The organism is Nocardiopsis sp. LDBS0036, assembly GCF_041228755.1.
GTDB classification, from domain to species: domain Bacteria; phylum Actinomycetota; class Actinomycetes; order Streptosporangiales; family Streptosporangiaceae; genus Nocardiopsis; species Nocardiopsis dassonvillei.
The window spans coordinates 3,389,202-3,409,518 of sequence record NZ_CP141103.1 but is presented as its reverse complement, the minus strand read 5'-3'; the positions used below and the strand labels follow the sequence as shown (position 1 = coordinate 3,409,518).

Annotated in this window: 15 protein-coding genes and 1 riboswitch; of the genes, 4 read left to right on the top strand and 11 right to left on the bottom strand. The window is 72.7% G+C overall.

The features are described 5' to 3' along the window. Positions 1-212 precede the first annotated feature (212 nt). Together UIS43_RS14315 and UIS43_RS14310 are read right to left on the bottom strand one after the other, a co-directional pair. Positions 213-1,898: a cation acetate symporter gene (locus UIS43_RS14315; protein ID WP_117198556.1), complete on the bottom strand. Its 1,686-nt coding sequence runs from the start codon at positions 1,896-1,898 to the stop codon at positions 213-215. Beyond that, entirely contained in the window at positions 1,895-2,293 is a 399-nt protein-coding gene (locus UIS43_RS14310) for a DUF485 domain-containing protein (protein WP_013155128.1), read from the bottom strand. The genes UIS43_RS14315 and UIS43_RS14310 overlap by 4 nt, the downstream gene beginning before the upstream one ends. 412 nt (positions 2,294-2,705) lie before the next feature. Beyond that, positions 2,706-2,772, top strand: a riboswitch (guanidine-III (ykkC-III) riboswitch). 36 nt (positions 2,773-2,808) lie between these two features. Between UIS43_RS14310 and UIS43_RS14305 the strand changes: the two genes are divergently transcribed. Beyond that, complete coding sequence (locus UIS43_RS14305) at positions 2,809-3,123, top strand: multidrug efflux SMR transporter (RefSeq protein WP_013155127.1); 315 nt, start codon at positions 2,809-2,811, stop codon at positions 3,121-3,123. Between the two features lie 210 nt (positions 3,124-3,333). Here the strand turns inward: UIS43_RS14305 and UIS43_RS14300 are convergent, their stop codons facing one another. The 6 genes from UIS43_RS14300 to UIS43_RS14275 form a co-directional block, all read right to left on the bottom strand. Beyond that, on the bottom strand, positions 3,334-3,858 hold the full coding sequence (locus UIS43_RS14300; RefSeq protein WP_019609889.1) for a hypothetical protein: 525 nt from the start codon (positions 3,856-3,858) through the stop codon (positions 3,334-3,336). Positions 3,859-3,893: 35 nt separating this feature from the next. Beyond that, positions 3,894-5,492: an Nramp family divalent metal transporter gene (locus UIS43_RS14295; protein WP_370010296.1), complete on the bottom strand. Its 1,599-nt coding sequence runs from the start codon at positions 5,490-5,492 to the stop codon at positions 3,894-3,896. 236 nt (positions 5,493-5,728) lie between these two features. Then, positions 5,729-7,888: an acetate--CoA ligase family protein gene (locus UIS43_RS14290; RefSeq protein WP_358170408.1), complete on the bottom strand. Its 2,160-nt coding sequence runs from the start codon at positions 7,886-7,888 to the stop codon at positions 5,729-5,731. 4 nt (positions 7,889-7,892) lie between these two features. Beyond that, positions 7,893-9,122 (bottom strand): formyl-CoA transferase, encoded by a 1,230-nt coding sequence (gene frc, locus UIS43_RS14285; RefSeq protein ID WP_013155123.1) that lies wholly within the window; start codon positions 9,120-9,122, stop codon positions 7,893-7,895. 23 nt (positions 9,123-9,145) lie between these two features. Next, on the bottom strand, positions 9,146-10,852 hold the full coding sequence (locus UIS43_RS14280; protein WP_013155122.1) for a thiamine pyrophosphate-binding protein: 1,707 nt from the start codon (positions 10,850-10,852) through the stop codon (positions 9,146-9,148). 101 nt (positions 10,853-10,953) lie between these two features. Then, complete coding sequence (locus UIS43_RS14275) at positions 10,954-12,372, bottom strand: MFS transporter (RefSeq protein WP_370010292.1); 1,419 nt, start codon at positions 12,370-12,372, stop codon at positions 10,954-10,956. A gap of 152 nt (positions 12,373-12,524) precedes the next feature. Here UIS43_RS14275 and sucC point away from each other — a divergent pair, with 152 nt between their 5' ends. Genes sucC through UIS43_RS14260 form a run of 3 tightly spaced genes read left to right on the top strand, consistent with a single transcriptional unit; the run spans position 12,525 to position 16,233 of the window. Then, positions 12,525-13,712, top strand: a complete 1,188-nt coding sequence (gene sucC, locus UIS43_RS14270) for an ADP-forming succinate--CoA ligase subunit beta (protein ID WP_071622786.1) — start codon at positions 12,525-12,527, stop codon at positions 13,710-13,712. Between the two features lie 38 nt (positions 13,713-13,750). Next, on the top strand, positions 13,751-14,689 hold the full coding sequence (sucD, locus tag UIS43_RS14265; protein ID WP_013155118.1) for a succinate--CoA ligase subunit alpha: 939 nt from the start codon (positions 13,751-13,753) through the stop codon (positions 14,687-14,689). Further along, the gene (locus UIS43_RS14260; protein WP_071622785.1) at positions 14,686-16,233 is read left to right on the top strand and encodes an aldehyde dehydrogenase family protein; all 1,548 of its coding nucleotides are present in this window, start codon (positions 14,686-14,688) and stop codon (positions 16,231-16,233) included. Before sucD ends, UIS43_RS14260 begins: the two co-directional genes overlap by 4 nt. Positions 16,234-16,406: 173 nt before the next feature. On the opposite strand, the gene fdhD is transcribed toward UIS43_RS14260, so the two are convergent. The 3 genes from fdhD to UIS43_RS14245 form a co-directional block, all read right to left on the bottom strand. Continuing rightward, positions 16,407-17,288 (bottom strand): formate dehydrogenase accessory sulfurtransferase FdhD, encoded by an 882-nt coding sequence (gene fdhD / locus UIS43_RS14255; RefSeq protein ID WP_013155117.1) that lies wholly within the window; start codon positions 17,286-17,288, stop codon positions 16,407-16,409. A gap of 103 nt (positions 17,289-17,391) precedes the next feature. Continuing rightward, complete coding sequence (locus tag UIS43_RS14250) at positions 17,392-18,333, bottom strand: 2Fe-2S iron-sulfur cluster-binding protein (RefSeq protein ID WP_013155116.1); 942 nt, start codon at positions 18,331-18,333, stop codon at positions 17,392-17,394. After that, positions 18,330-20,300, bottom strand: a complete 1,971-nt coding sequence (locus UIS43_RS14245) for an NAD(P)H-dependent oxidoreductase subunit E (RefSeq protein WP_013155115.1) — start codon at positions 20,298-20,300, stop codon at positions 18,330-18,332. The genes UIS43_RS14250 and UIS43_RS14245 overlap by 4 nt, the downstream gene beginning before the upstream one ends. Between the last annotated feature and the right edge of the window lie 17 nt (positions 20,301-20,317).

The following is a 20,317-nucleotide window of genomic DNA, read 5'->3' as shown; positions in this document are numbered from 1 at the left end:
TCGCGGGCAGGAGCCGGGCCCGCCACCGGGAGCGGTGGCGGGCCCGGGGGAGCGCTCGGGGCGGCGGCCGTGCCGGGAGAAGGGTGGGCTCCCGGGCGGAGCGGGCCGCCGACGGCCCCCGAGCAGGTGGTTCGGGAATCCTCCGGGCCCACGCGCGGAGCGCGGGCCCGGACACGGGCCGAAGCGAAGCGGAGGCCCAGAGAAAACACTGTCTAGTGGTTGGCCGCCTTCTCCGCGCCCGCGCCGGTCAGGGCGCGGACCTGGAGCTGGGCGAACTTGTCGAAGTCGCGCTCCTTGGACGACAGGGTTCCCACGATCGCGCACAGCAGGCTGATCGGCACCGACACCAGGGCCGGGTTGGGCAGCGGGAACCAGGCGAAGTCCGCGGTCGGGATGAGCGCGGTCTCGCTGCCGGAGACCACGGGCGAGAAGAACACCAGGCCCACGGCGCTGATCAGGCCGCCGTAGATGCCCGCGAGGGCGCCGCGGGTGTTGAACCTCTTCCAGAACAGGCTGAGCAGCAGGGTCGGCAGGTTCGCCGAGGCCGCCATCGCGAACGCCAGCGAGACCAGGAAGGCCACGTTGAGGTTCTGTGCGAACACCGCCAGCAGGATCGAGACCACGCCGACGCCCAGGGCGGACAGGCGGGCGACCCGGACCTCCTCGGCGCCCGTGGCCCTGCCCTTGCGCAGGACCGAGTTGTAGAAGTCGTGCGCGATGGAGGACGAGGAGGCGATGACCAGGCCCGCCACCGTGGACAGGATGGCCGCGAAGGCCGCCGAGGCGATGATCGCCAGCAGGACCGCGCCCGCCATCTCGCCGCCGATGCGCTCGCCGACCACCTGGGCCAGCTGCGGGGCCGCGGTATTGCCCGCGGCGTCCTGCGCCGTGATGGCCTCGTGGCCGACGATGGCCGCCGCGCCGAAGCCGAGCACCAGGGTCATCAGGTAGAAGGTGCCGATGAGGCCGATGCCCCAGTTGACCGACTTGCGGGCGCTCTGGGAGTCGGGGACGGTGTAGAAGCGGATGAGGATGTGCGGCAGGCCGGCCGTGCCCAGCACCAGGGCCAGGCCCAGGCTGATCAGGTCCAGCTTGTTCCACAGGGTCTGGAGCGGGTCGCCCGCGACCTCCACCCCGTAGCGCAGGCCGGGCTCCAGGAAGCCCTCCTGGCCGCTGGCCGCGGCGGCGTCGCTCATCAGCGCGCCGAGGTTGAACCCGTACAGGGACAGGGTCAGCACGGTGAGCAGGGCGGCGCCCAGCATGAGGATGAGGGCCTTGATGATCTGCACCCAGGTGGTGCCCTTCATGCCGCCGAAGGTCACGTAGATGGTCATCAGCAGACCGATGACCACGATGCCGACGATCTTGGCGGTGGCGGCGTCCATGCCCATGAAGGTCTGCCCGGGCTGGATGCCCAGCAGCAGGGCGATGAGCGCGCCCGCGCCGACCATCTGCGCCAGCAGGTAGAAGATCGACACCACGATCGTGGAGACCGACGCGGCGGTGCGCACCGGGCGCTGCCGCATCCGGTAGGACAGCACGTCACCCATGGTGTAGCGGCCGGAGTTGCGCAGCAGCTCCGCGACCAGCAGGAGGGCGACGAGCCAGGCGACGAGGAACCCGATGGAGTAGAGGAAGCCGTCGTAGCCGAACAGCGCGATCATGCCCGCGATGCCCAGGAAGGACGCGGCGGACATGTAGTCGCTGCCGATCGCCAGGCCGTTCTGGAGCGGGGAGAAGCCGCGCCCGCCCGAATGGAAGTCGGTGGCGGAGCGCGTGCTGCGGCCGGCCCAGACGGTGATGCCGAGCGTGGCCGCGATCATGAGGACGAAGAGGACGATGGTGATGATGCGGCTGCTGTCGCTGACCGTCTCGACAGCTTCCTGGGCGAGGTTCATCGGCCGCCCTCCTTGTTCGCCGCGGTGTAGTGGAGCTCGTCGCGCAGCTCGACCGCCTGGGCGTCGAGCCTGCGGCGCGCGTAGTTCGTGTACAGGACGGCGATCCCGAAGGTCGACACGAACTGGAGGACACCGAAGGCCAGGGCCACGTTGACGCTGCCGAAGAGCACGACGCCCATGAGGTCGCGGCCGAACGCGGACATGAGCACGTAGAGCAGGTACCACGCCATGAAGGCGAGGCTCATCGGGAAGACGAACCTGTACAGCCGCCGCTTGAGCTCCACGAAGCGCGGGTCGCCGTGCATGGTGACGTAGGCCTCGGTCGGGATCGCGTCGCCGCCTCCGTCGCCGTCGGGCGGCGGGGCCGGGTCCTTCGTCGGCCGGTCTGTTGACATGCTCTACCTCCGGGGGGATTGCCGTGCGTCCGGCGGCGACGGCGCCGCTCTGGTGTGATCTGCGTTACGGGGAACTGTAAGGAGCGGCACTACCGCGAAGGAGGGGGCTCGTGCGCACGCGCGCCGAACGCGGGGGAGGAGCGTCGAACGGTCGCCCAGCGCGCGGTGAGCGGTCGTCTGACGCGCCGAACGGCCGCCGAACGGCTCCGGTCCAGACCACGGGCCCCGAGCGCACACGCCCGCGGAGCCCGTTTCGCAGGGACTCCGGCACCCGGGGAAGGGCCCGGGGGCGTCCGGCCTCCGCCCCGCCGGGGGCCGTCCCGGCGGTGGGACACGCCTCCACCGGACCCGGAACGCCCGTCCGGCTCGGGGCGTTGTAGCTTGTGCACCATCACCGCCGTCGCGGGCATCCGCGTCGGCGCGTTCCGCGATACCCCGGACGAGGTGCGCCGTACCCGGTGACGACAAGACGGCGCGTTGGAAGACGCACGTCACACGTCACGGAGGTAGGCATCATGGCCTGGATCGTTCTGGTGGTCTCGGGGTTCCTGGAGACCGCGTGGGCCCTCTCGCTCAGCGCCTCGAAGGGCTTCACCCGACTGTGGCCGTCGGTGACCTTCGGGGTCACCCTGTTCCTGAGCATGGCCGGTCTGGCCTACGCCCTGCGCACCATCCCCGTCGGGACCGGCTACGCGGTGTGGGTGGCCATCGGTGCCGTCGGCACCGCGCTGGTGGGCATGTTCTTCCTCGGTGAGGGCTTCACCTGGGCCAAGCTGCTGTGCCTCGTGCTCATCGTCGCGGGCGTGGTGGGGCTCAAGCTCCTGCACTAGGACCCGTCCCTGCGCGGGCGCCCCCGCCCCGGCGAGGGCTTCCCCAGCCGCTACGGGCGACCGGCGCGGGGGCGGCGTCGAGTCCTCCGCTCCGCCCGTGGCCCGCCAGCGCGCGGCGGGGGCCGGACACCGTGCGGTGTCCGGCCCCTACGCCGTTACGGGGGAGCGGCGGTGCCGCGCGGATCCCCTGGACCGGGCGGGCCGCGGTGGCTAGGACGGGGCCCGGGGGGCGCCCCGGCGGGAACCGCCCCGCCGCCGGTCGAGGTGGACGGCGTGCTCCAGGTAGCGTTCGACCAGGGACGCCGCCACGGGGTTGTGGCCCCGGACGCGGAGCAGCCAGTGCGGCGCGATCCGCTCGTGGAGCCACAGGAAGCCGATCGTGAACCCCAGGCTCAGCATCGCCTGGAGGGCCAGGAAGGACAGGAGCGGCTCCCCCAGCACGGTGTCGTCGCCCAGCGCCCACGCCACGGCGTAGGAGTCGATCAGCCGGGAGACGGGGAACCCCACCAGCCAGTACAGCGCCATGGGCGCCACCGCGCCGACCTGGAAGACACCGCGCGCTAGCAGCACGCAGTACCCGGCGCCGAACAGGGCCAGGGGTATCCCCAGTCCGGCCGCGAGGGCGAGGGTGACCACCGGGGACAGCCCGGCCATCACCGCGACGGCCGTGGCGAACAGACCGGCCACCAGGCCGATCAGCGCGCCCGGCAGCGTGATCTCCACGTGGTCGAGCACGGGCCTCCCGGTGGGGAGGACTTCCCGAGCGCCCATCAGTCGATCACGACCCCGAAGGCGAACAGCGAGTAGAACAGGGCGCCGAGGTAGAACACCGCCGCGAAGGCGATGACGGCGTTGGAGAGGATGCCCGGCCGGATCGGCTTGGGCAGGGTGAGGTTGTTGACCAGCAGCAGCACCACGCAGTAGGCGCCCATCGCGAACGCCGACAGGAAGGCCAGCACGTCCAGGATCGCCGCCGGGCCGTCGGCGGGGCCGAAGAGCAGGATGACGATGCCGAAGGCGATCAGGCCCCACAGGAAGAGGGCGTACAGCCTCGACATGCCGACCTTCTTGGCGCCCGGCACGAAGTTGAAGGTCATGTCGGCCTGGCCGCGCGAGAAGGAGTCGAACAGCCCCAGCGTTGCGTTGAGGCCGATGAGCGCGATGAAGCAGAAGAACACCATGCCCAGGACCGGGCTCCCGGCCGCCGAGAAGGAGGCCGCCATGGCGTCCAGGGCGGCGTCGCGGTCGCCGTCGCGCAGCAGGTCGGTCACGTTCGGGTCGAAGCGGGCCGAGGCCTGGGCCAGCACGGTGAAGGAGATCGTCACCAGCATCGTGATGCCCCAGAACAGGACCATCGCGTCGAAGGTGACCCAGCGCCGCCAGCCCTTCCACTTCTCCATCTCCGAGGCGTCGGAGGTGTCGAACATGAAGCCGCGCGTGGGCATGGCCTCCTGCTCGCCCGCGTGCCGCAGGCCCCGGATCTTGGGGATGTGCGAGCCCATCCCGGCGCCCTTGTCGCGCAGGTGCAGGGTGTACCACATCTGCTGCATTCCCGAGGGCCCGGCGAAGGCGATGGAGCCCACGATCACGGGGAACCACAGGGCCGTGGTGGCCTCCTCCGGCAGGTAGCCGAACGCGAACATCCCGGTGAGGGTGGAGGTCAGGTCGGACAGGTCGCCCACGATGGCCGCGATCACGGCGCTGCCGACCACCAGCATGCCGATGCAGATCGACAGCACGTTCTCCAGCAGGTTGTAGATGACCTTCGCCAGGGTGAACACCACACCGACGAGGAGCATCCCGGCGACCGCCGTGGCCTGCCAGGGGATGCCGGTCACCCGTTCGAAGGCGGAGGCGCCCGCCGAGAGGTGGCCCGGCCAGATGTAGACCAGCATCGCCGTGATGAAGAAGAACCACATGAGCGGTTTGAACACGCGCGCGGCGCCGTAGAAGATGCTCTCCCCGGTGGCCATCGCGTAGCGCGACATCTCCAGCATGACCACGGCCTGGAGGGTGACGCCGACCAGGAACAGCCAGCGGATCTCGGGGCCGAAGACGAGGACCAGCCTCGGCCACATGTAGGACTCGCCCATGCCCACGCCGAGGGCGACGAGGAACACGGTGGGGCCCAGGATGTGGATCGAGGGCGGCGCCTTGGGCAGGGGGCGGATGGGCATCGGCTCCAGCCGGCCCGCCTTCCACACGCGCTCCTCGGGCGGAGCGCCGCCGGGAGCGGCCGTACCGGAGGCGGCCTCGGCCTCGGGGGGAGCGGCCTGCCTCTGGGCGGGGACGAAGGGTGGCTGTGCGTCGGTGGGGGACTGGCGGACCGGTTCGGGCGTGCCGCCGGTCTCGGGGCGTGAGGAATCCATGGCTGGGAACTCCCTGTGGGCTGTGCGGATGCGAGCTGCTTGCTGGCATGGCGCCCCCGGATGGTGCGGACTCCTCTCTGCCGGACGCACGGGCGAGGTCACCGCGACGTCGTGGCTGCGTCGCGCGGTGGGGGACCCGGCGGCCGTGTGGCGGCGGCTCCGTGGCCGCCGGGTTCAGGGGTGGTGCGCGTTGCTGCGGGGCCCGGTCGGGGCCGGAGCACCGACCGGGCACTGGGTCAGAGTAGTCCCGCGGCGCGGGCCCAGCGATACTTCGCGCCGAGAATCTGCACGGGCTTCTCGGTGGTGTAGGGGAAGGCCACGACGCCGTGGTCGAACAGGTACCGGGAGGCCTCCTCGACCTCGGTGTCACCCGAGAGCGAGGCGACCACGGGCTTGTCGATCCCCTTGGCCCTGGCCTCGGCCACCACGTCGGCGACCACCTTCGCGAAGACCATCGGCGGCGTGATGATGGTGTGCCAGTAGCCCAGGATGAGCGCGTGCACCCGCTCGTCCTCCAGGCCCAGGCGGATCGTGGCCTCGTAGGTGGAGGGCGGCTCGCCGCCGGTGATGTCCACCGGGTTCCCGGCGGCGCCGAAGGGCGGGATGAAGGCCCGGAACGAGGCGTCCAGGTCCGGCGGGATCTCGTAGAGGCTCATCCCGTTGTCCACCACCGCGTCGGAGAGCAGCACGCCCGATCCGCCCGCGCCGGTGATGATGACGACGTTCTCGCCCTTGGGGGTGGGCAGGACCGGCAGCGCGCGGCCGAACTCCAGCAGCTCGTTGAGCCCGGGGGCCCGGACCACGCCCGCCTGGCGCAGGATGTCGTCGTAGACCTTGTCGTCGCCCGCCAGCGCGCCGGTGTGCGACCCGGCCGCGCGCGCCCCGGCGTCGGTGCGCCCGGCCTTGAGCACGATGACGGGCTTGTGCGGCACGACCTCGCGGGCGGCCTCGACGAAGGCGCGGCCGTCCTTGAGGTCCTCCAGGTGCATGGCGACGGCGTTGGTGTTCTCGTCCTGGCCGAAGAAGGTGAGCAGGTCGTCCTCGTCGATGTCGGCCTTGTTGCCGACGCCGACGATGGCCGAGACGCCGGTGCTCGTGCTGCGGCTGTAGCCGAGGATGGCCATGCCGATCCCGCCCGACTGCGAGGTCAGGGCGGTGCCTCCGCTGACGTCGTAGGGGGTGCAGAAGGTCGCCGACAGCTTCTCGGGCGTGTAGTAGTAGCCGTAGATGTTGGGGCCGAGCAGGCGCACGCCGTGCCTGCGGGCGACGGCGAGCACCTCGTCCTGGAGCTCCTGCTCGCCGGTCTCGGCGAACCCGGAGGGGATGAGGACCGCCGCGGCGGCCCCCTTCGTGCCGACCTCCTCCAGCGCGCCCGCCACGAACTTGGCGGGGATCGCGAAGACCGCCACGTCGACCTCGCCGGGGATGTCGAGGACGCTGGCGTAGGCCGTGCGGCCGTACACCTCGGGGGACTTGGGGTTGACCGGGTAGACCTCGCCCGCGTACCCGCCGTCGACGATGTTCTTGATGACGGAGTGGCCGATCTTGCCGGGCTCGTTGGAGGCGCCGACGATCGCGATCGACCGCGGCTTGAAGACCCGGTTCATCGCGGCGAGGATCTCGTCGCGTTCGAACCGCGCGGGCGGCTCGGGCGGCGCGAAGTCCAGGACGAAGCGCAGGTCCGCGGCCACGGCGGAGGCCGGTCCGGCGAAGACCGGGTTGAGGTCGGCCTCGGCGATCTCGGGGAAGTCGGTGACCAGGTCCGACAGCCTGCTGACCACGTCGGCCAGCCGCTCCCGGTCCACGGCGGGGCGGCCGCGCACGCCGCGCAGGACCTCGGCCGCGCGGATGTCGTCGATCTGGGTCAGCGCCTCCTCGCGGGAGACCGGGGCCATCCGGAAGGTGACGTCGCGCAGCACCTCGACCAGGACGCCGCCCAGCCCGAAGACCACGATCTTGCCGAAGGTGGGGTCGGTGGTCGCGCCGACGAGGACCTCGACCTCCGGCCCGCCGCCGACCTGCTGCTGGATCTGGACCCCGTCGATGCGCGCCCCCGGGGTGTGGGCCAGGGCGTTGGCGGTGATGCGGTGGTAGGCCTCGGCGACCTTCTCGGCGCTGTCCAGGCCGACCTCGACGCCGCCCGCGTCGGTCTTGTGCAGGATGTCGGGGGAGACGATCTTGGCCACGACCGGCAGGCCGAGCTCACCGGCGAGTTCGGCGGCCTCCTCGGCGGAGTGCGCCAGGGCCTCGCCCGGGACGGGGATGCCGTAGGCGTCGGCCAGGACGCGGCCCTCGGGGGCGGTCAGGGCGGTCCTGCCCTCGGCCCTGGCGCGGTCGAGCACCTCGCGGACCGCGGCGCGGTCGTGGTCGGGGCGGTCGGGGGTGTAGGCGGCCATGTGTTCAGATCACTCCGTTCGATGCGAGTTCGGCCAGGTCCTCGTCGGACAGCCCCAGCTCGCCGCCGTAGACCTCGGCGTTGTGCTCGCCGAGCAGCGGGGAGCGGACGACGTCCACCGGTGAGTCCGAGAGCCGGATCGGCGAGGAGACCGTGTCGTAGGAGCCCCGCTCGGGGTGCTCGACGGTGGTGACGACCCCGTTGGCCCGCAGGGTGGGGTCGTCGATGATCTCGCGTGTGGACATGATCGGCCCGCAGGGGATGTTGTGCGCGTTCAGCGCGGCCAGCACGTCCCACTTGGGGAGCTGGCTGGCCCACTCCTCGATGAGGGCGAACATCTTGTCGAGCTTGTCCAGCCGGGCCTCGGGGGTGGCCCACTCGGGGTCCTCGGCCAGTTCGGGGCGGCCGATGAGCCGCGTGATGGGCTCCCAGCCGGTGGGCTGGACGATGACGTACACGTAGTCGTTGGGGCCGCCGGGGGAGGTGCGCACGGCCCAGCCGGGCTGGCCGCCGCCGGAGGCGTTGCCGGAGCGGGGGACCTCGTCGCCGAAGTCGTCGTTGGGGTACTCCGCCAGCGGCCCGTGCGCCAGGCGCTGCTGGTCGCGCAGCTTGACCCGGCACAGGTTGAGCACCGCGTCCTGCATGGCGACCTGGACGCGCTGGCCCCGGCCGGTGGTGGTGCGCTGGTACAGCGCGGCGAGGATACCGGCTACTGTATGCATCCCTGTGCCCGAGTCACCGATCTGGGCGCCCGTCGCCAGCGGCGGGCCGTCCTCGAACCCGGTGGTGCTCATGGAGCCGCCCATCGCCTGGGCGATCACCTCGTAGGCCTTGAAGTCGGCGTAGGCGCCGGGGCCGAACCCCTTGATGGAGGCGTAGACCAGCCGCGGGTTGGCCTCGGCGAGCACCTCCCAGGTGAAGCCCATACGGTCCAGCGCGCCGGGGGCGAAGTTCTCCACCAGCACGTCGCTGCGGCGCACCAGGTCCAGGAAGATCTCCTTGCCCCTGGGGCTCTTGGTGTTGAGGGTGACGCTGCGCTTGTTGGAGTTGAGCATCGTGAAGTAGAGGCTGTCCACACCGGGCTTGTCCCGGAGCTGGCGCCGGGTGATGTCACCCGTGACCGCCTCCACCTTGACCACGTCGGCGCCCATCCAGGCGAGTATCTGCGTCGCCGACGGGCCCGACTGGACGTGGGTCATGTCCAGGACGCGGACCCCGTCGAGTGCCTTGCCCATGACTCTCTCCTTCCTGGTCAGGGCTACTTGTACATGGTCTGGTTCATCGTTCCCGGGGCGTAGACCTCGGGGTCGATCCAGACGTTGATCAGCGAGGGCTTGCCGGACTCGCGGGCGCGGCGCAGCGCCGGGGCGATGTCGGCCGGGTCCCGGACCTCCTCGCCGTGGCCGCCCAGCATCCGGGCGAACTCGGCGTAGTTGACGTCGCCCAGGGTGTTGCCGATCTCGCCCCGGTCCGCGCCGTACTTGGCGATCTGGCCGTAGCGGATCTGGTTCATCGAGGAGTTGTTGCCCACGATGCCGACGAAGGGCAGGTCGAACCGGACCAGGGTCTCGAAGTCCCAGCCGGTCAGGCTGAACGCGCCGTCGCCGAAGAGGGCCACCACCTCCTTGTCCGGGCGGGCGTACTTGGCCGCCATCACGAACGGGACGCCCACGCCCAGCGTGCCGAGGGGCCCGGGGTCCATCCAGTGGCCCGGCGACTTGGGCTGGACCACCTGGCCGGAGAAGGTGACGATGTCGCCGCCGTCGCCGACGTAGATGGAGTCCTCGGTGAGGAACTGGTTGATCTCGCTGACCAGCCGGTAGGGGTGGATGGGCGTGGAGTCGGAGGTGAGCAGGTGCGCCCGCTTGTCCAACGCGGCCTGCTCCTGGGTGCGCAGCTCCTCCAGCCAGGTCTTGCGGCTCTGGGCACCGTTGTCCCCGTAGCCCGAGGTCGCCTGGAGCACCGAGGACAGGATCACGTCGGCGTCCCCGACCAGCCCCAGGTCCACGTCGCGGTTCTTGCCGACGGTGGCGTAGTTGAGGTCGATCTGCACCACCGTGGCGGTGGGCGAGAGGCGCTTGCCGTAGCCCATCCGGAAGTCGAAGGGGGTGCCGACGATGATGATCAGGTCGGAGTTGGTGAAGGCGTAGCGCCGGGAGAGCTGGAAGTGGTGCGGGTCCCCGGGCGGCAGGGTGCCCCGGCCCGCGCCGTTCATGTAGGCGGGGATGTTGAGCGCGCGCACCAGGTCGGTGGCGGACTGCGTGGCCCGGGTGGTCCACACCTGGTTGCCGAGCAGGATGCTGGGCTTCTCGGAGCGCACGATCAGGTCGGCGAGCCGCTCGATCGCGGCGGGGTCGCCCGCCTGCCGGGTGGAGGCGCGGTAGCGGCCCTTGGCGGGGACGCGGGCCCGCTCCACGGGCACCTCGGCGTCCAGGACGTCCCGGGGGATCTCCAGGAAGGCCGGGCCGGGGGCGCCGCTGTTGGCCTCGCGGAAGGCCATCGAGACCAGGTCGGCGACCCGCTCGGTGTGGGGCACGGTGGCGGCGAACTTGGAGATCGGGTTGATCATGTCCACGTGCGGCAGGTCCTGGAGCGAGCCCATCTTGTGCTGGCTCAGGGCGCCCTGGCCGCCGATGACCAGCATCGGGCTCTCCGCGCGGTAGGCGTTGGCGATGCCGGTGACCGCGTCGGTGGTCCCCGGTCCGGCGGTCACGACGGCGCACCCGGGCTTGCCGGTGACGCGGGCGTAGCCGTCGGCGGCGTGCGCGGCGACCTGCTCGTGCCGCACGTCGACCACGTCGATGCCCTCGTCCGCGCATCCGTCGTAGATGTCGATGATGTGTCCGCCGCAGAGCGTGAAGATGACGTCGATCCCCTCGGCCTTGAGGGCCTTGGCGACCAGGTGGCCGCCGGAGATCGTGGTCTTCTCGCTGCTGGTGGACTCGCTGGTTGCCTTGTCGGCCATCGGTACGCCGACCCCTTTCGTGCGGGTGTGCGGGATGTGTCCTGCGGTGGCTTGTGTGGTGCGACCGTCTTCTGTAGGCGGGATACTGTATACCGTGTGCATCACATTGGAGCACGGTGCCGCGTCGCTGTCCAGACCCCGTGTGGGGCGGGTGTGGTCCGGATCGGAAGCGGGCGCCTGAGCAGGGCCGACAGAACGGCCGCCGCGCCGCAGAGCACGCCGGACGCGGCCAGGCCCGCGGGCCACGCGGAGGTCGGCGCCAGGGCCAGGAACAGCGCGGTCCCGCCGACGCCGAGCAGGCCGCCGACCGCCTTGGAGCTGTAGACCAGGCCGTGGATGTCGGCCGTCCAACGCGGCCCGAAGTGGCCCTCGGTGATCGCCCGGGTCAGCGGGTAGCACGAACCGGTGCACGCGCCCGCCGTCAGCGCGAGGAGCACCAGCGCGGCGCTCTGCCCGGCCGGGACGGTGGCGGCCAGTCCCGCCTGGGCGAGCGCCCCCGCCCCCAGTAGCGCGGTGAGGGTGCGCCTGCGGCCGGCCCGCTCGGCCGCGGTGCCCGCGGCCAGCCGTCCCAGGCCGCTGCCCGCGGCGAAGGCCGTCACGGCCGGGGCGGCCGCCGAGCCCGGGTGGCCGCCGTCCGCCAGGAGGACGGGCAGCGCGGCGAGGGTGGACAGCGCGCTCGCCCCGGACAGCGCGACCACCGCGTGAAGGAGCGGCAGGGAGCGGCCGGAGGACCACGCCTGGGCCGGGGTGAGGTCGCGGGCCCACGGCGGGTCGGCGCCCGCCAGCAGCGCGCTCGCGCGCGGGTCGGAGCCGGGCGGCCACCACCGGGGCGGGGCCGGGCGCTGCCCCGCCCCGCCCACCAGCCCCAGGACCGCGACCAGCAGGGCGAGCGCCCCGCAGGCGACGGGCAGGGCGGAGGGGGAGACCCCGACCGCGACGGCGGGCAGGAGGGGCACCCAGCCCAGGGCGAAGGCGCCGCCCACGGCGCCCGAGCGCACGGTGCGCCGGTCCGGGAACCAGCCGTCCACCAGGTGTGTACAGGAGTGGTAGACCAGCCCCGCGCCCAGGCCGCCCAGGAGGCCGTAGCCCAGGACGGCGGCGGGGAGCGACGGGAGGACGCCGAGTGAGACCAGGGCGGCGGCGCACAGCAGCGCGCCCGCCTGGACGGCCGGTCCGGCCCGCACCGCTCCCCGCGCCCGGAGCCGGTGCAGCGCCGGTGCGCAGGCGCCCTGCACCAGGGTCCACGCCAGGAAGGGGACCAGCGCCTGGGCGGGGGACCAGCCGTGCGCGGCCACCAGCGAGGGGACCGCGGCGCCGTAGCCGAACTGGAGTCCGCCGACCGCCGCCGCGGCGGTCAGCGCGCGGAGCAGGATCGCGCGGCGGGACCGGCCGGTGAGCGCGCGGGCCGAGGGGCCCACCGTGTAGCTCCTGCCGCGCCAGTCGCGCACCTCCTCCGGGAGGGGGAGCGCGGAGGAGGGGGTGGAGGGGGACGAATCGGGGGCCGGGCGGCGGCTGCGCATGACGACACCTCCTTGTATGCAGTATGCAAAGAGCGCGCCGATCTGGAAAGGGGTGACCGGGAACACATTTCTGCCCGAGGGGCTATTGCATACTGCATACAGTATGGCGTAACACTGGAGGTGACCGAGAACCACGCACGTGAGGAGGCCCGGTGGATCTGTACGAGTACGAGGCCAAACAGCTCTTCGGGGAGTACGGCGTCCCCCTCGTCGAGGGCGAGATCGCGGACACCCCCGAACAGGCCCGGCTGGCGGCCGGACGGATCGGCCACCGGGTGGTGGTCAAGGCGCAGGTCAAGACCGGTGGTCGCGGCAAGGCCGGCGGCGTCAAGGTCGCCGAGGGCCCCGAGGACGCCGGGGCCAGGGCCGAGCAGATCCTCGGCATGGACATCAAGGGCCACACCGTCCGCCGCGTCCTCATCGAGGAGGCCTCCGACATCGCGGAGGAGTACTACTTCTCCTTCCTGCTGGACCGCGCGAACCGCACCTTCCTCTCGATCTGCTCCGCCGAGGGCGGCATGGACATCGAGGAGGTCGCCCGGACCCGGCCCGAGTCGGTCGTGCGCACCCCGGTCGGCCCCGGGGGCGTGGACCACGGGGCCGCCCTCGCGATCTGCCGCGCGGCCGGGCTGCCCGAGGAGGTGCGCGACTGCGCGGCCCAGGTGGTCACCCGGCTCTGGCAGGTCGCCGTCGGGGAGGACGCCACCCTCGTCGAGGTCAACCCCCTGGTCCGCACGGCCGACGGGCGGATCATCGCCCTGGACGGCAAGGTCACCCTGGACGGCAACGCCGCCTTCCGCCACCCCGAGCGGACCCCGTTCGCCGACGGCGCCGACACCGACGAGCGCGAGCGCATGGCCAGGGCCAGGGGCCTGAACTACGTCAGGCTCGACGGCGAGGTCGGCGTCATCGGCAACGGCGCGGGTCTGGTCATGTCCACCCTGGACGTGGTCGCCCACGCGGGCGGGGCGCACGGCGGGGTGCGACCGGCCAACTTCCTGGACATCGGCGGCGGGGCCTCGGCCGAGGTCATGGCCAACGGCCTGGAGATCGTCCTGGGCGACCCCTCGGTCAGGAGCGTCCTGGTCAACGTCTTCGGCGGCATCACCGCCTGCGACGCGGTGGCCGAAGGCATCGTCCGGGCCCTGGACATGCTGGAGGGCCGCAGCGGCGACGAGGGCTTCGACCAGCTCGGCAAGCCGCTGGTCGTGCGCCTGGACGGCAACAACGCCGAGCTGGGCCGCGAGATCCTCACCAAGCGGGCCCACCCGGCCGTGCAGCAGGTGGACACCATGGACGGCGCCGCCGCCCGGGCCGCCGAGCTCGCGGCCGCCAACTGACAGCGGCCGGACACCCTCGACGGGAGTGACGAACACACATGGCCATCTTCGTGAACAGCGACAGCAGAGTCCTGGTGCAGGGCATGACGGGCTCTGAGGGCACCAAGCACACCCGGCGCATGCTCGCCTCGGGCACCACCATCGTGGGCGGGGTCAACCCCCGCAAGGCCGGCCAGAAGGTCGACTTCGACGGCACCGAGGTGCCCGTCTTCGGATCGGTGGCCGAGGGCATGGCCGCCACCGGCGCCGACGTCACCGTCATCTTCGTGCCGCCCAAGTTCTCGCGCGAGGCGGTCTTCGAGGCCATCGACGCCGGGATCGGGCTGGCCGTGGTCATCACCGAGGGCATCCCGGTGCACGACACCGCCGCGTTCTGGGCCCACGCCCAGGCCAAGGGCAACAAGACCCGCATCATCGGCCCCAACTGCCCCGGGCTGATCACGCCGGGCCAGTCCAACGCGGGCATCATCCCGTCCGACATCACCAAGCCGGGCCGGATCGGGCTGGTGTCCAAGTCCGGGACGCTGACCTACCAGATGATGTACGAGCTGCGCGACATCGGTTTCTCCTCGGCGGTGGGCATCGGCGGGGACCCGATCATCGGCACCACGCACATCGACGCCCTGGCGGCCTTCGAGGCCGACCCGGACACCGACGTGATCGTGATGATCGGTGAGATCGGCGGTGACGCCGAGGAGCGGGCGGCGGAGTTCATCCGCGACAACGTGACCAAGCCCGTGGTGGGGTACGTGGCGGGCTTCACCGCTCCGGAGGGCAAGACGATGGGGCACGCGGGCGCGATCGTCTCGGGTTCCTCGGGCACCGCCGCGGCCAAGAAGGAAGCGCTGGAGGCCGTCGGCGTCAAGGTCGGCACCACTCCCAGCGAAGCGGCCCGGATGGTGCGCGCCGTCCTGGCCGGGACTCCCCTCGGAGAGGAGGCGGGCGCCCTCTCCGAGGCGGCGCCCACGGCGCGATGACGGCGATGCTCAAGCCCGGCACCGACTGGGCGACCCTGTACACCCGCTGCCGCGAGGAGGCACCGGAGGCCTTCGGCCCCGACCGGACGCACAACCACTGGGGCGGCCGGTGGCGCGCCGACGGCGAGCCCCGGACCGCGTACTCGCCCGTGGACGGCTCGGAGATCGCGGGCCCGCCCATGCTCGACGGCGCCACCGCGGCCCGCGCGGTCGCCGGGGCGGCCGAGGATCACCGCCGCTGGAGCGCGCTGCCCCTGGCCGAGCGCCGGGAGCGGGTGCGCGCCGCGGTCCGGTCCTGGGAGCGGCACCGCGACACCCTCGCCCTGGCCCTGGTCTGGGAGATCGGCAAGCCCTGGCGGCTGGCCCGCCAGGACGTGGACCGGGCGATCTCGGGGGTCGAGTGGTACCTCGACGGCGTCGAGCCCATGCTGGAGGGCCGCCTGCCCCTGGACGGCCCGGTCAGCAACATCGCGAGCTGGAACTACCCGATGAGCGTGCTGGCGCACGCGATGTGCGTCCAGGCGCTGGCGGGCAACGGCGTGATCGCCAAGACCCCCACCGACGGCGGGCTGGTCTGCCTGACCCTGGCCGTGGCCTTGGCGGTCCGCGAGGGCCTGCCGTTCACGCTGGTCAGCGGAGGCGGCAGCGACCTCTCCCCGGCGCTGGTGCGCGGGCCCGAGATCGGCTGCGTGTCCTTCGTGGGCGGCCGGGACACCGGCGGCCGTGTGGCGGCCGACCTCGCCGACCTGGGGCGGCCGCACGTCCTGGAACAGGAGGGGCTCAACTGCTGGGGCGTGTGGGAGTTCGGGGACTGGGAGACCCTCTCCGGGCAGATCCGCAGGACCTTCGACTACGCCAAGCAGCGCTGCACCGCCTACCCCCGGTTCGTCGTGCAGCGCTCCCGCTTCGACGCCTTCCTCGACGCCTACCTCGCGGCCGTCCGGTCCGTGCGCTTCGGCCACCCCCTGGCCGTGGAGTCGGCCGCCGACGACCCGCCCGAGCTGGACTTCGGCCCGGTGATCAACGCGGCCAAGGCCAAGGAGCTGACCGACCGGGTGGCCGAGGCCGTCGCGGGCGGGGCCGTGCCGCTGTACCGCGGCGGGCTGGAGGACGCCCTCCTGCTGCCGGGCCAGAACACCGACGCCTACGTGGCCCCCGTGGCCCTCCTGGAGCCGCCGCGCTCCTCGCCGCTCTTCCACGCCGAGCCCTTCGGCCCGGTCGACTCGATCGTGCTGGTGGACACCGAGGCCGAACTGCTGGCCGCCATGAACGCCAGCAACGGCGCCCTGGTCGCCACGGTCTCGTGCGACGACACCGACACGGCCGCGCGCCTGGCCGCCGGGGTGCGGGCCTTCAAGGTCGGCGTCAACCGGCCGCGCTCGCGCGGGGACCGCGAGGAGCTGTTCGGCGGCTGGGGCGACTCCTGGCGGGGCGCCTTCGTCGGCGGCGAGCTGCTGGTCCACGCGGTCACGAGGGGACCGGCGGCCGAGCGCCTGCCCGGCAACTTCCCGCACTACACCCTGCGCCCCGAGGGGCGCGTCTAGGCAGCTCCTCCGGGGGCGTCCGGAACCGGGCGCCCCCGGAGCCGACACCGCGAAGCGGCCCTCCCCGGGAGCGGGAGGGCCTCCGGGGAAGCCTGGGCGGGTCCTCCCCCGGGAGGACCGGATGTCGGGAGCGGTCGGTGCAGGGGGCTGGAGCGCACCGGCCGCTCCCGCGTCTACCGACCCGGACCGCGGACGCCTCCCGTGGCCGCCGAAGGCGCGGTGTGCGCCTTCTTCAGGAGGATCCGGTGCCGTCCGGCGTAGACGTTCATGGAGGTTCCCCGGAGGAAGCCGACCAGGGTGATGCCCGCCTCGGCGGCGAGGTCGACGGCCAGGGACGAGGGCGCGGAGACGGCGGCCATCATGGGGATGCCGGCCATCCACGCCTTCTGGACCAGCTCGAAGGAGGCCCGCCCCGAGACCATCAGCACCGTCTCGCGCAGCGGGAGCCGGTCCGAGCGCAGGGCCCAGCCGACCAGCTTGTCCACCGCGTTGTGGCGGCCCACGTCCTCGCGCAGGGCCAGCAGTTCGCCGTCGGCGGTGAACAGGCCGGCGGCGTGCAGGGCTCCGGTGCGCTCGAACACCCGCTGGGCCTCGCGCAGCCGGTCGGGCAGCGAGGTCAGGGTCTCGGCCTCGACGCGCAGCCCGTCCCCGTCCACCTGCCACACGGCCTGGGTGCGCACGGCGTCCAGGCTCGCCTTGCCGCACAGGCCGCACGAGGAGGAGGTGTAGAAGTTGCGCTCCAGGGAGGTGTCGGGGCGGGGGACCCCCGGGGCCAGGGACACGTCGAGCACGTTGTAGGTGTTCGAGCCGTCCTCGGTGGCCCCGGCGCAGTAGCGGATCGCGGTGACCTCCTCGCCCCGGGAGACCACGCCCTCGCTCACCAGGAACCCCGCGGCCAGGTCGAAGTCGTTGCCGGGGGTGCGCATGGTGACGCTCAGCGGGTCCCCGTCCAGCCTGATCTCCAGGGGCTCCTCGACGACCAGCGTGTCCACGCGCTCGGTCGCGGACCCGTCCCTGATCCGGAGCACCTTCTCCCGGACCGTGACCCGTCCCATCCGTTCCACCGCCTTCCGGTGTACCTCTGTCCCGGTTCTATCTGATTTCGTCCGGTTTCTCATCTCCGGAGGTGGGCCCGCTCCCGAGCGGGCCCACGGGGGGTCAGCCGCCGCCGCGCCGCTGTACGTGCTGGAAGCCGAACCGGCCCTTGATGCACAGGTTCCCGTGGGTCACCGGGTTGTCGTGCGGCGAGGTGACCTTGACGATCTCGTTCTCCTGCACGTGCAGCGTAACGTTGCAGCCGACCCCGCAGTAGGTGCACACCGTGGTGGTCTCGGTCTGCGCCTCCTCGTCCCAGGTGCCCGCCTCGCGCATGTCGAACTCGGTACGGAAGGACAGGGCGCCGGTGGGGCACACCTCGATGCAGTTCCCGCAGTACACGCAGGCGGAGTCGGGCAGCGTGACGTCGTGCTCGGTGGAGACGCGGGCGTCGAAGCCGCGCCCGGCCACCCCGATGGCGAAGGTGTTCTGCCACTGGTCGCCGCAGGCGTCCACGCACTTGTAGCACATGATGCACTTGGAGTAGTCGCGCACGTACAGGTCGTTGTCCACCTTGGCGGGCTGCTCGACCGTCTCCGCGACCGCGCCGTCGCCGGGCTCGTGGTCGCCCGCGTGGCGGGCGTCGCGCACGCCCAGCGCCGCGGCCTCGGCGCGCGGGCCGAACCGCCCGGGCTCGGCCTCGTAGCGCTCCATCCACCCGTCCACCTTGGGCGTGGTGGACAGGTCCACGGAGGAGCCGAGCAGCTCCAGGACCATCTTGCGGCTGTGCCGCACCCGCTCGGAGTCCGTGGCCACGCTCATGCCGGGCTCCAGCTTGCGCGAGCAGGCGGGGGCGAGCGTGCGCGCGCCCTCCACCTCCACCACGCACACCCGGCAGGCGTTGCGGGGGGTGAGGGTGTCGCCGTAGCACAGGGTGGGGATCTCGGTCCCCTCCCCGGCGCAGGCCTCCAGGATGGTGGTGCCCTCGGGAACGCGCACGGTGCGCCCGTCGATGGTCGCGTCGATCAGCCGCTTGGGCGGGGCCAGGAGTACGGGGACGGTCATCGGGCCTCCTCGGTAGCCGCCCGGGTGCCCGGGCCGGTGCTCTGGTGGGTGTCGTCGGTCGCGTCGAACAGGCCGAGCCGGTCGATGGCCGACTCCACGGCGTTCCACGCGGTCTGTCCCAGGCCGCAGATCGAGGCGTCGCGCATCGCCAGGCCGACCTCGCGCAGCAGGGGCACCTCGGCGGCGGCGTCGCCCCCGGCCCTGATCCGCAGCAGCGACTCCTCCTGGCGCACGGTGCCCACCCGGCAGGGCACGCACTGGCCGCAGGACTCGTCGCGGAAGAAGGCCGCCACCCGGACCAGCGTCGCGACCAGGTCGGCGGTGTCGTCCAGGACCAGCACCACCCCCGAGCCCAGGGACGTGCCCGCCGCGCGGGCCCCCTCGAAGGTCAGCGGGATGTCCAGCTCGTCCCCGCGCACGAAGGTCCCGGCCGCGCCGCCGAGCAGGACCGCCTGGATGGTGCGCCCCTCGGGCATCCCCCCGGCCGCCTCGATCAGGTCGCGCAGGGTGGCGCCGAAGGGCAGTTCGTACAGTCCCGGGCGGCGCACGCCGCCCGACAGGCAGAACAGCTTGGGGCCGGTGGACTGGCCGGTGCCCACGGCCGCGTAGGCCGGGCCGCCCATCAGCAGGACGGGCAGCACGTTGACCAGCGTCTCGACGTTGTTCACGGCGGTGGGCTTGCCGAACAGCCCCTTCTCCACGGGGAAGGGCGGCTTGCTGCGCGGCTCGCCCCGCTGCCCCTCGATGGAGCCGAAGATCGCGGTCTCCTCGCCGCAGATGTAGGCGCCCGCGCCGCGCCGGATCTCGATGTCGAAGGCGAAACCCGAGCCCAGGATGTCCGGGCCGAGCAGGCCCCGCCCGCGGGCCAGGGCGACGGCGTTCTCCAGGTGGCGCAGCGCCCGGGGGTACTCACCCCGGATGTAGAGGTAGCCGGTCCGCGCGCCCACGGCGTACCCCGCGATGGTCATCGCCTCGACGACGGAGAACGGGTCGCCCTCCATCAGGACCCGGTCCTTGAAGGTGCCGGGCTCGCTCTCGTCGGCGTTGCACACCAGGTAGTGCGGGCCGTCCGGCTGCTGGGCCGTGGCCTGCCACTTGCGCCCGGTCGGGAAGGCGGCCCCGCCCCGGCCGACGAGGCCGGAGTCGGAGACCTCCCGGATGACACCGGCGGGGCCCAGGCGCAGCGCCCGGCGCAGCGCGGCGTACCCGCCCGCGGCGCGGTAGTCGTCCAGGCTCAGGGGATCGACGGTGCCGATCCGGCGCAGCAGCACGTGGTCGGGGGAGCCCGCGTCGGGCACGGCCGCCGCGGGGTCGGGCTCGGGCGCGGTCCCGGGCAGCGGGTCCGCGCCGAAGGTGGTGGAGGGCCGGTGGCCGTTGGTCTTCGGCGCCCCGTTCTCGGGCAGGTCCCGCGCGGCCATGGCGTCCAGCGCCTCGGGCGTGGCGGGGGCGGCGACGGCGTACCGGGCGGGGGCGCCCGCCTCCAGGGCCAGGGCCGCGGGGGCGCGCTCGCACATGCCCAGGCACGGGCTCTCGTGCCAGGCGGCCTCCCCGTCGTGGCCGCCGGGCGGGCCGAGTCGCTCGGTCAGCCGGGCGCGCATCCGGTCCGAACCCGCGGCCGCGCAGGCGATGTCGGTGCACAGGTGCACGACCCGGCGGGGCCTGCGGCGCAGGGCGAACATCGCGTAGAAGGAGGCGACGGCGTAGGCCTCCGCCGGGGGGACGGTCAGCCTGCGGCAGATGTGGTCGAGGGCGGGGCGGCTGATCCAGCCCACGCGGTCGTTCACCGCGTGCAGGGCCGGGAGGAGGAGGTCGCGCCGGTCGCGGGCGGAGTGGCCGCCCCGCGCGTAGCGCAGGTCGGCGTCCTGGCGGGTGCCGCCGTCCCAGCCGGACTCGGGCGGCCCGAGTACGCTCTCGACGGCCTCGCGTTCGGCGGTGGTGGGCGTCTCGTCCAGGAATCGCAGGTCCACGCCGTGGTCACCTCATA

What these genes read in the sequence shown, in the direction of transcription:
- UIS43_RS14315 (WP_117198556.1), bottom strand. Translation starts at nt 1,898, where the DNA reads ATGAACCTCGCCCAGGAAGCTGTCGAGACGGTCAGCGACAGCAGCCGC.
- frc (WP_013155123.1), bottom strand. Translation starts at nt 9,122, where the DNA reads ATGGGCAAGGCACTCGACGGGGTCCGCGTCCTGGACATGACCCACGTC.
- UIS43_RS14260 (WP_071622785.1), top strand. Translation starts at nt 14,686, where the DNA reads ATGACGGCGATGCTCAAGCCCGGCACCGACTGGGCGACCCTGTACACC.
- UIS43_RS14250 (WP_013155116.1), bottom strand. Translation starts at nt 18,333, where the DNA reads ATGACCGTCCCCGTACTCCTGGCCCCGCCCAAGCGGCTGATCGACGCG.
- UIS43_RS14305 (WP_013155127.1), top strand. Translation starts at nt 2,809, where the DNA reads ATGGCCTGGATCGTTCTGGTGGTCTCGGGGTTCCTGGAGACCGCGTGG.
- sucD (WP_013155118.1), top strand. Translation starts at nt 13,751, where the DNA reads ATGGCCATCTTCGTGAACAGCGACAGCAGAGTCCTGGTGCAGGGCATG.
- UIS43_RS14295 (WP_370010296.1), bottom strand. Translation starts at nt 5,492, where the DNA reads ATGGATTCCTCACGCCCCGAGACCGGCGGCACGCCCGAACCGGTCCGC.
- fdhD (WP_013155117.1), bottom strand. Translation starts at nt 17,288, where the DNA reads ATGGGACGGGTCACGGTCCGGGAGAAGGTGCTCCGGATCAGGGACGGG.
- UIS43_RS14290 (WP_358170408.1), bottom strand. Translation starts at nt 7,888, where the DNA reads ATGGCCGCCTACACCCCCGACCGCCCCGACCACGACCGCGCCGCGGTC.
- UIS43_RS14275 (WP_370010292.1), bottom strand. Translation starts at nt 12,372, where the DNA reads ATGCGCAGCCGCCGCCCGGCCCCCGATTCGTCCCCCTCCACCCCCTCC.
- UIS43_RS14310 (WP_013155128.1), bottom strand. Translation starts at nt 2,293, where the DNA reads ATGTCAACAGACCGGCCGACGAAGGACCCGGCCCCGCCGCCCGACGGC.
- UIS43_RS14280 (WP_013155122.1), bottom strand. Translation starts at nt 10,852, where the DNA reads ATGGCCGACAAGGCAACCAGCGAGTCCACCAGCAGCGAGAAGACCACG.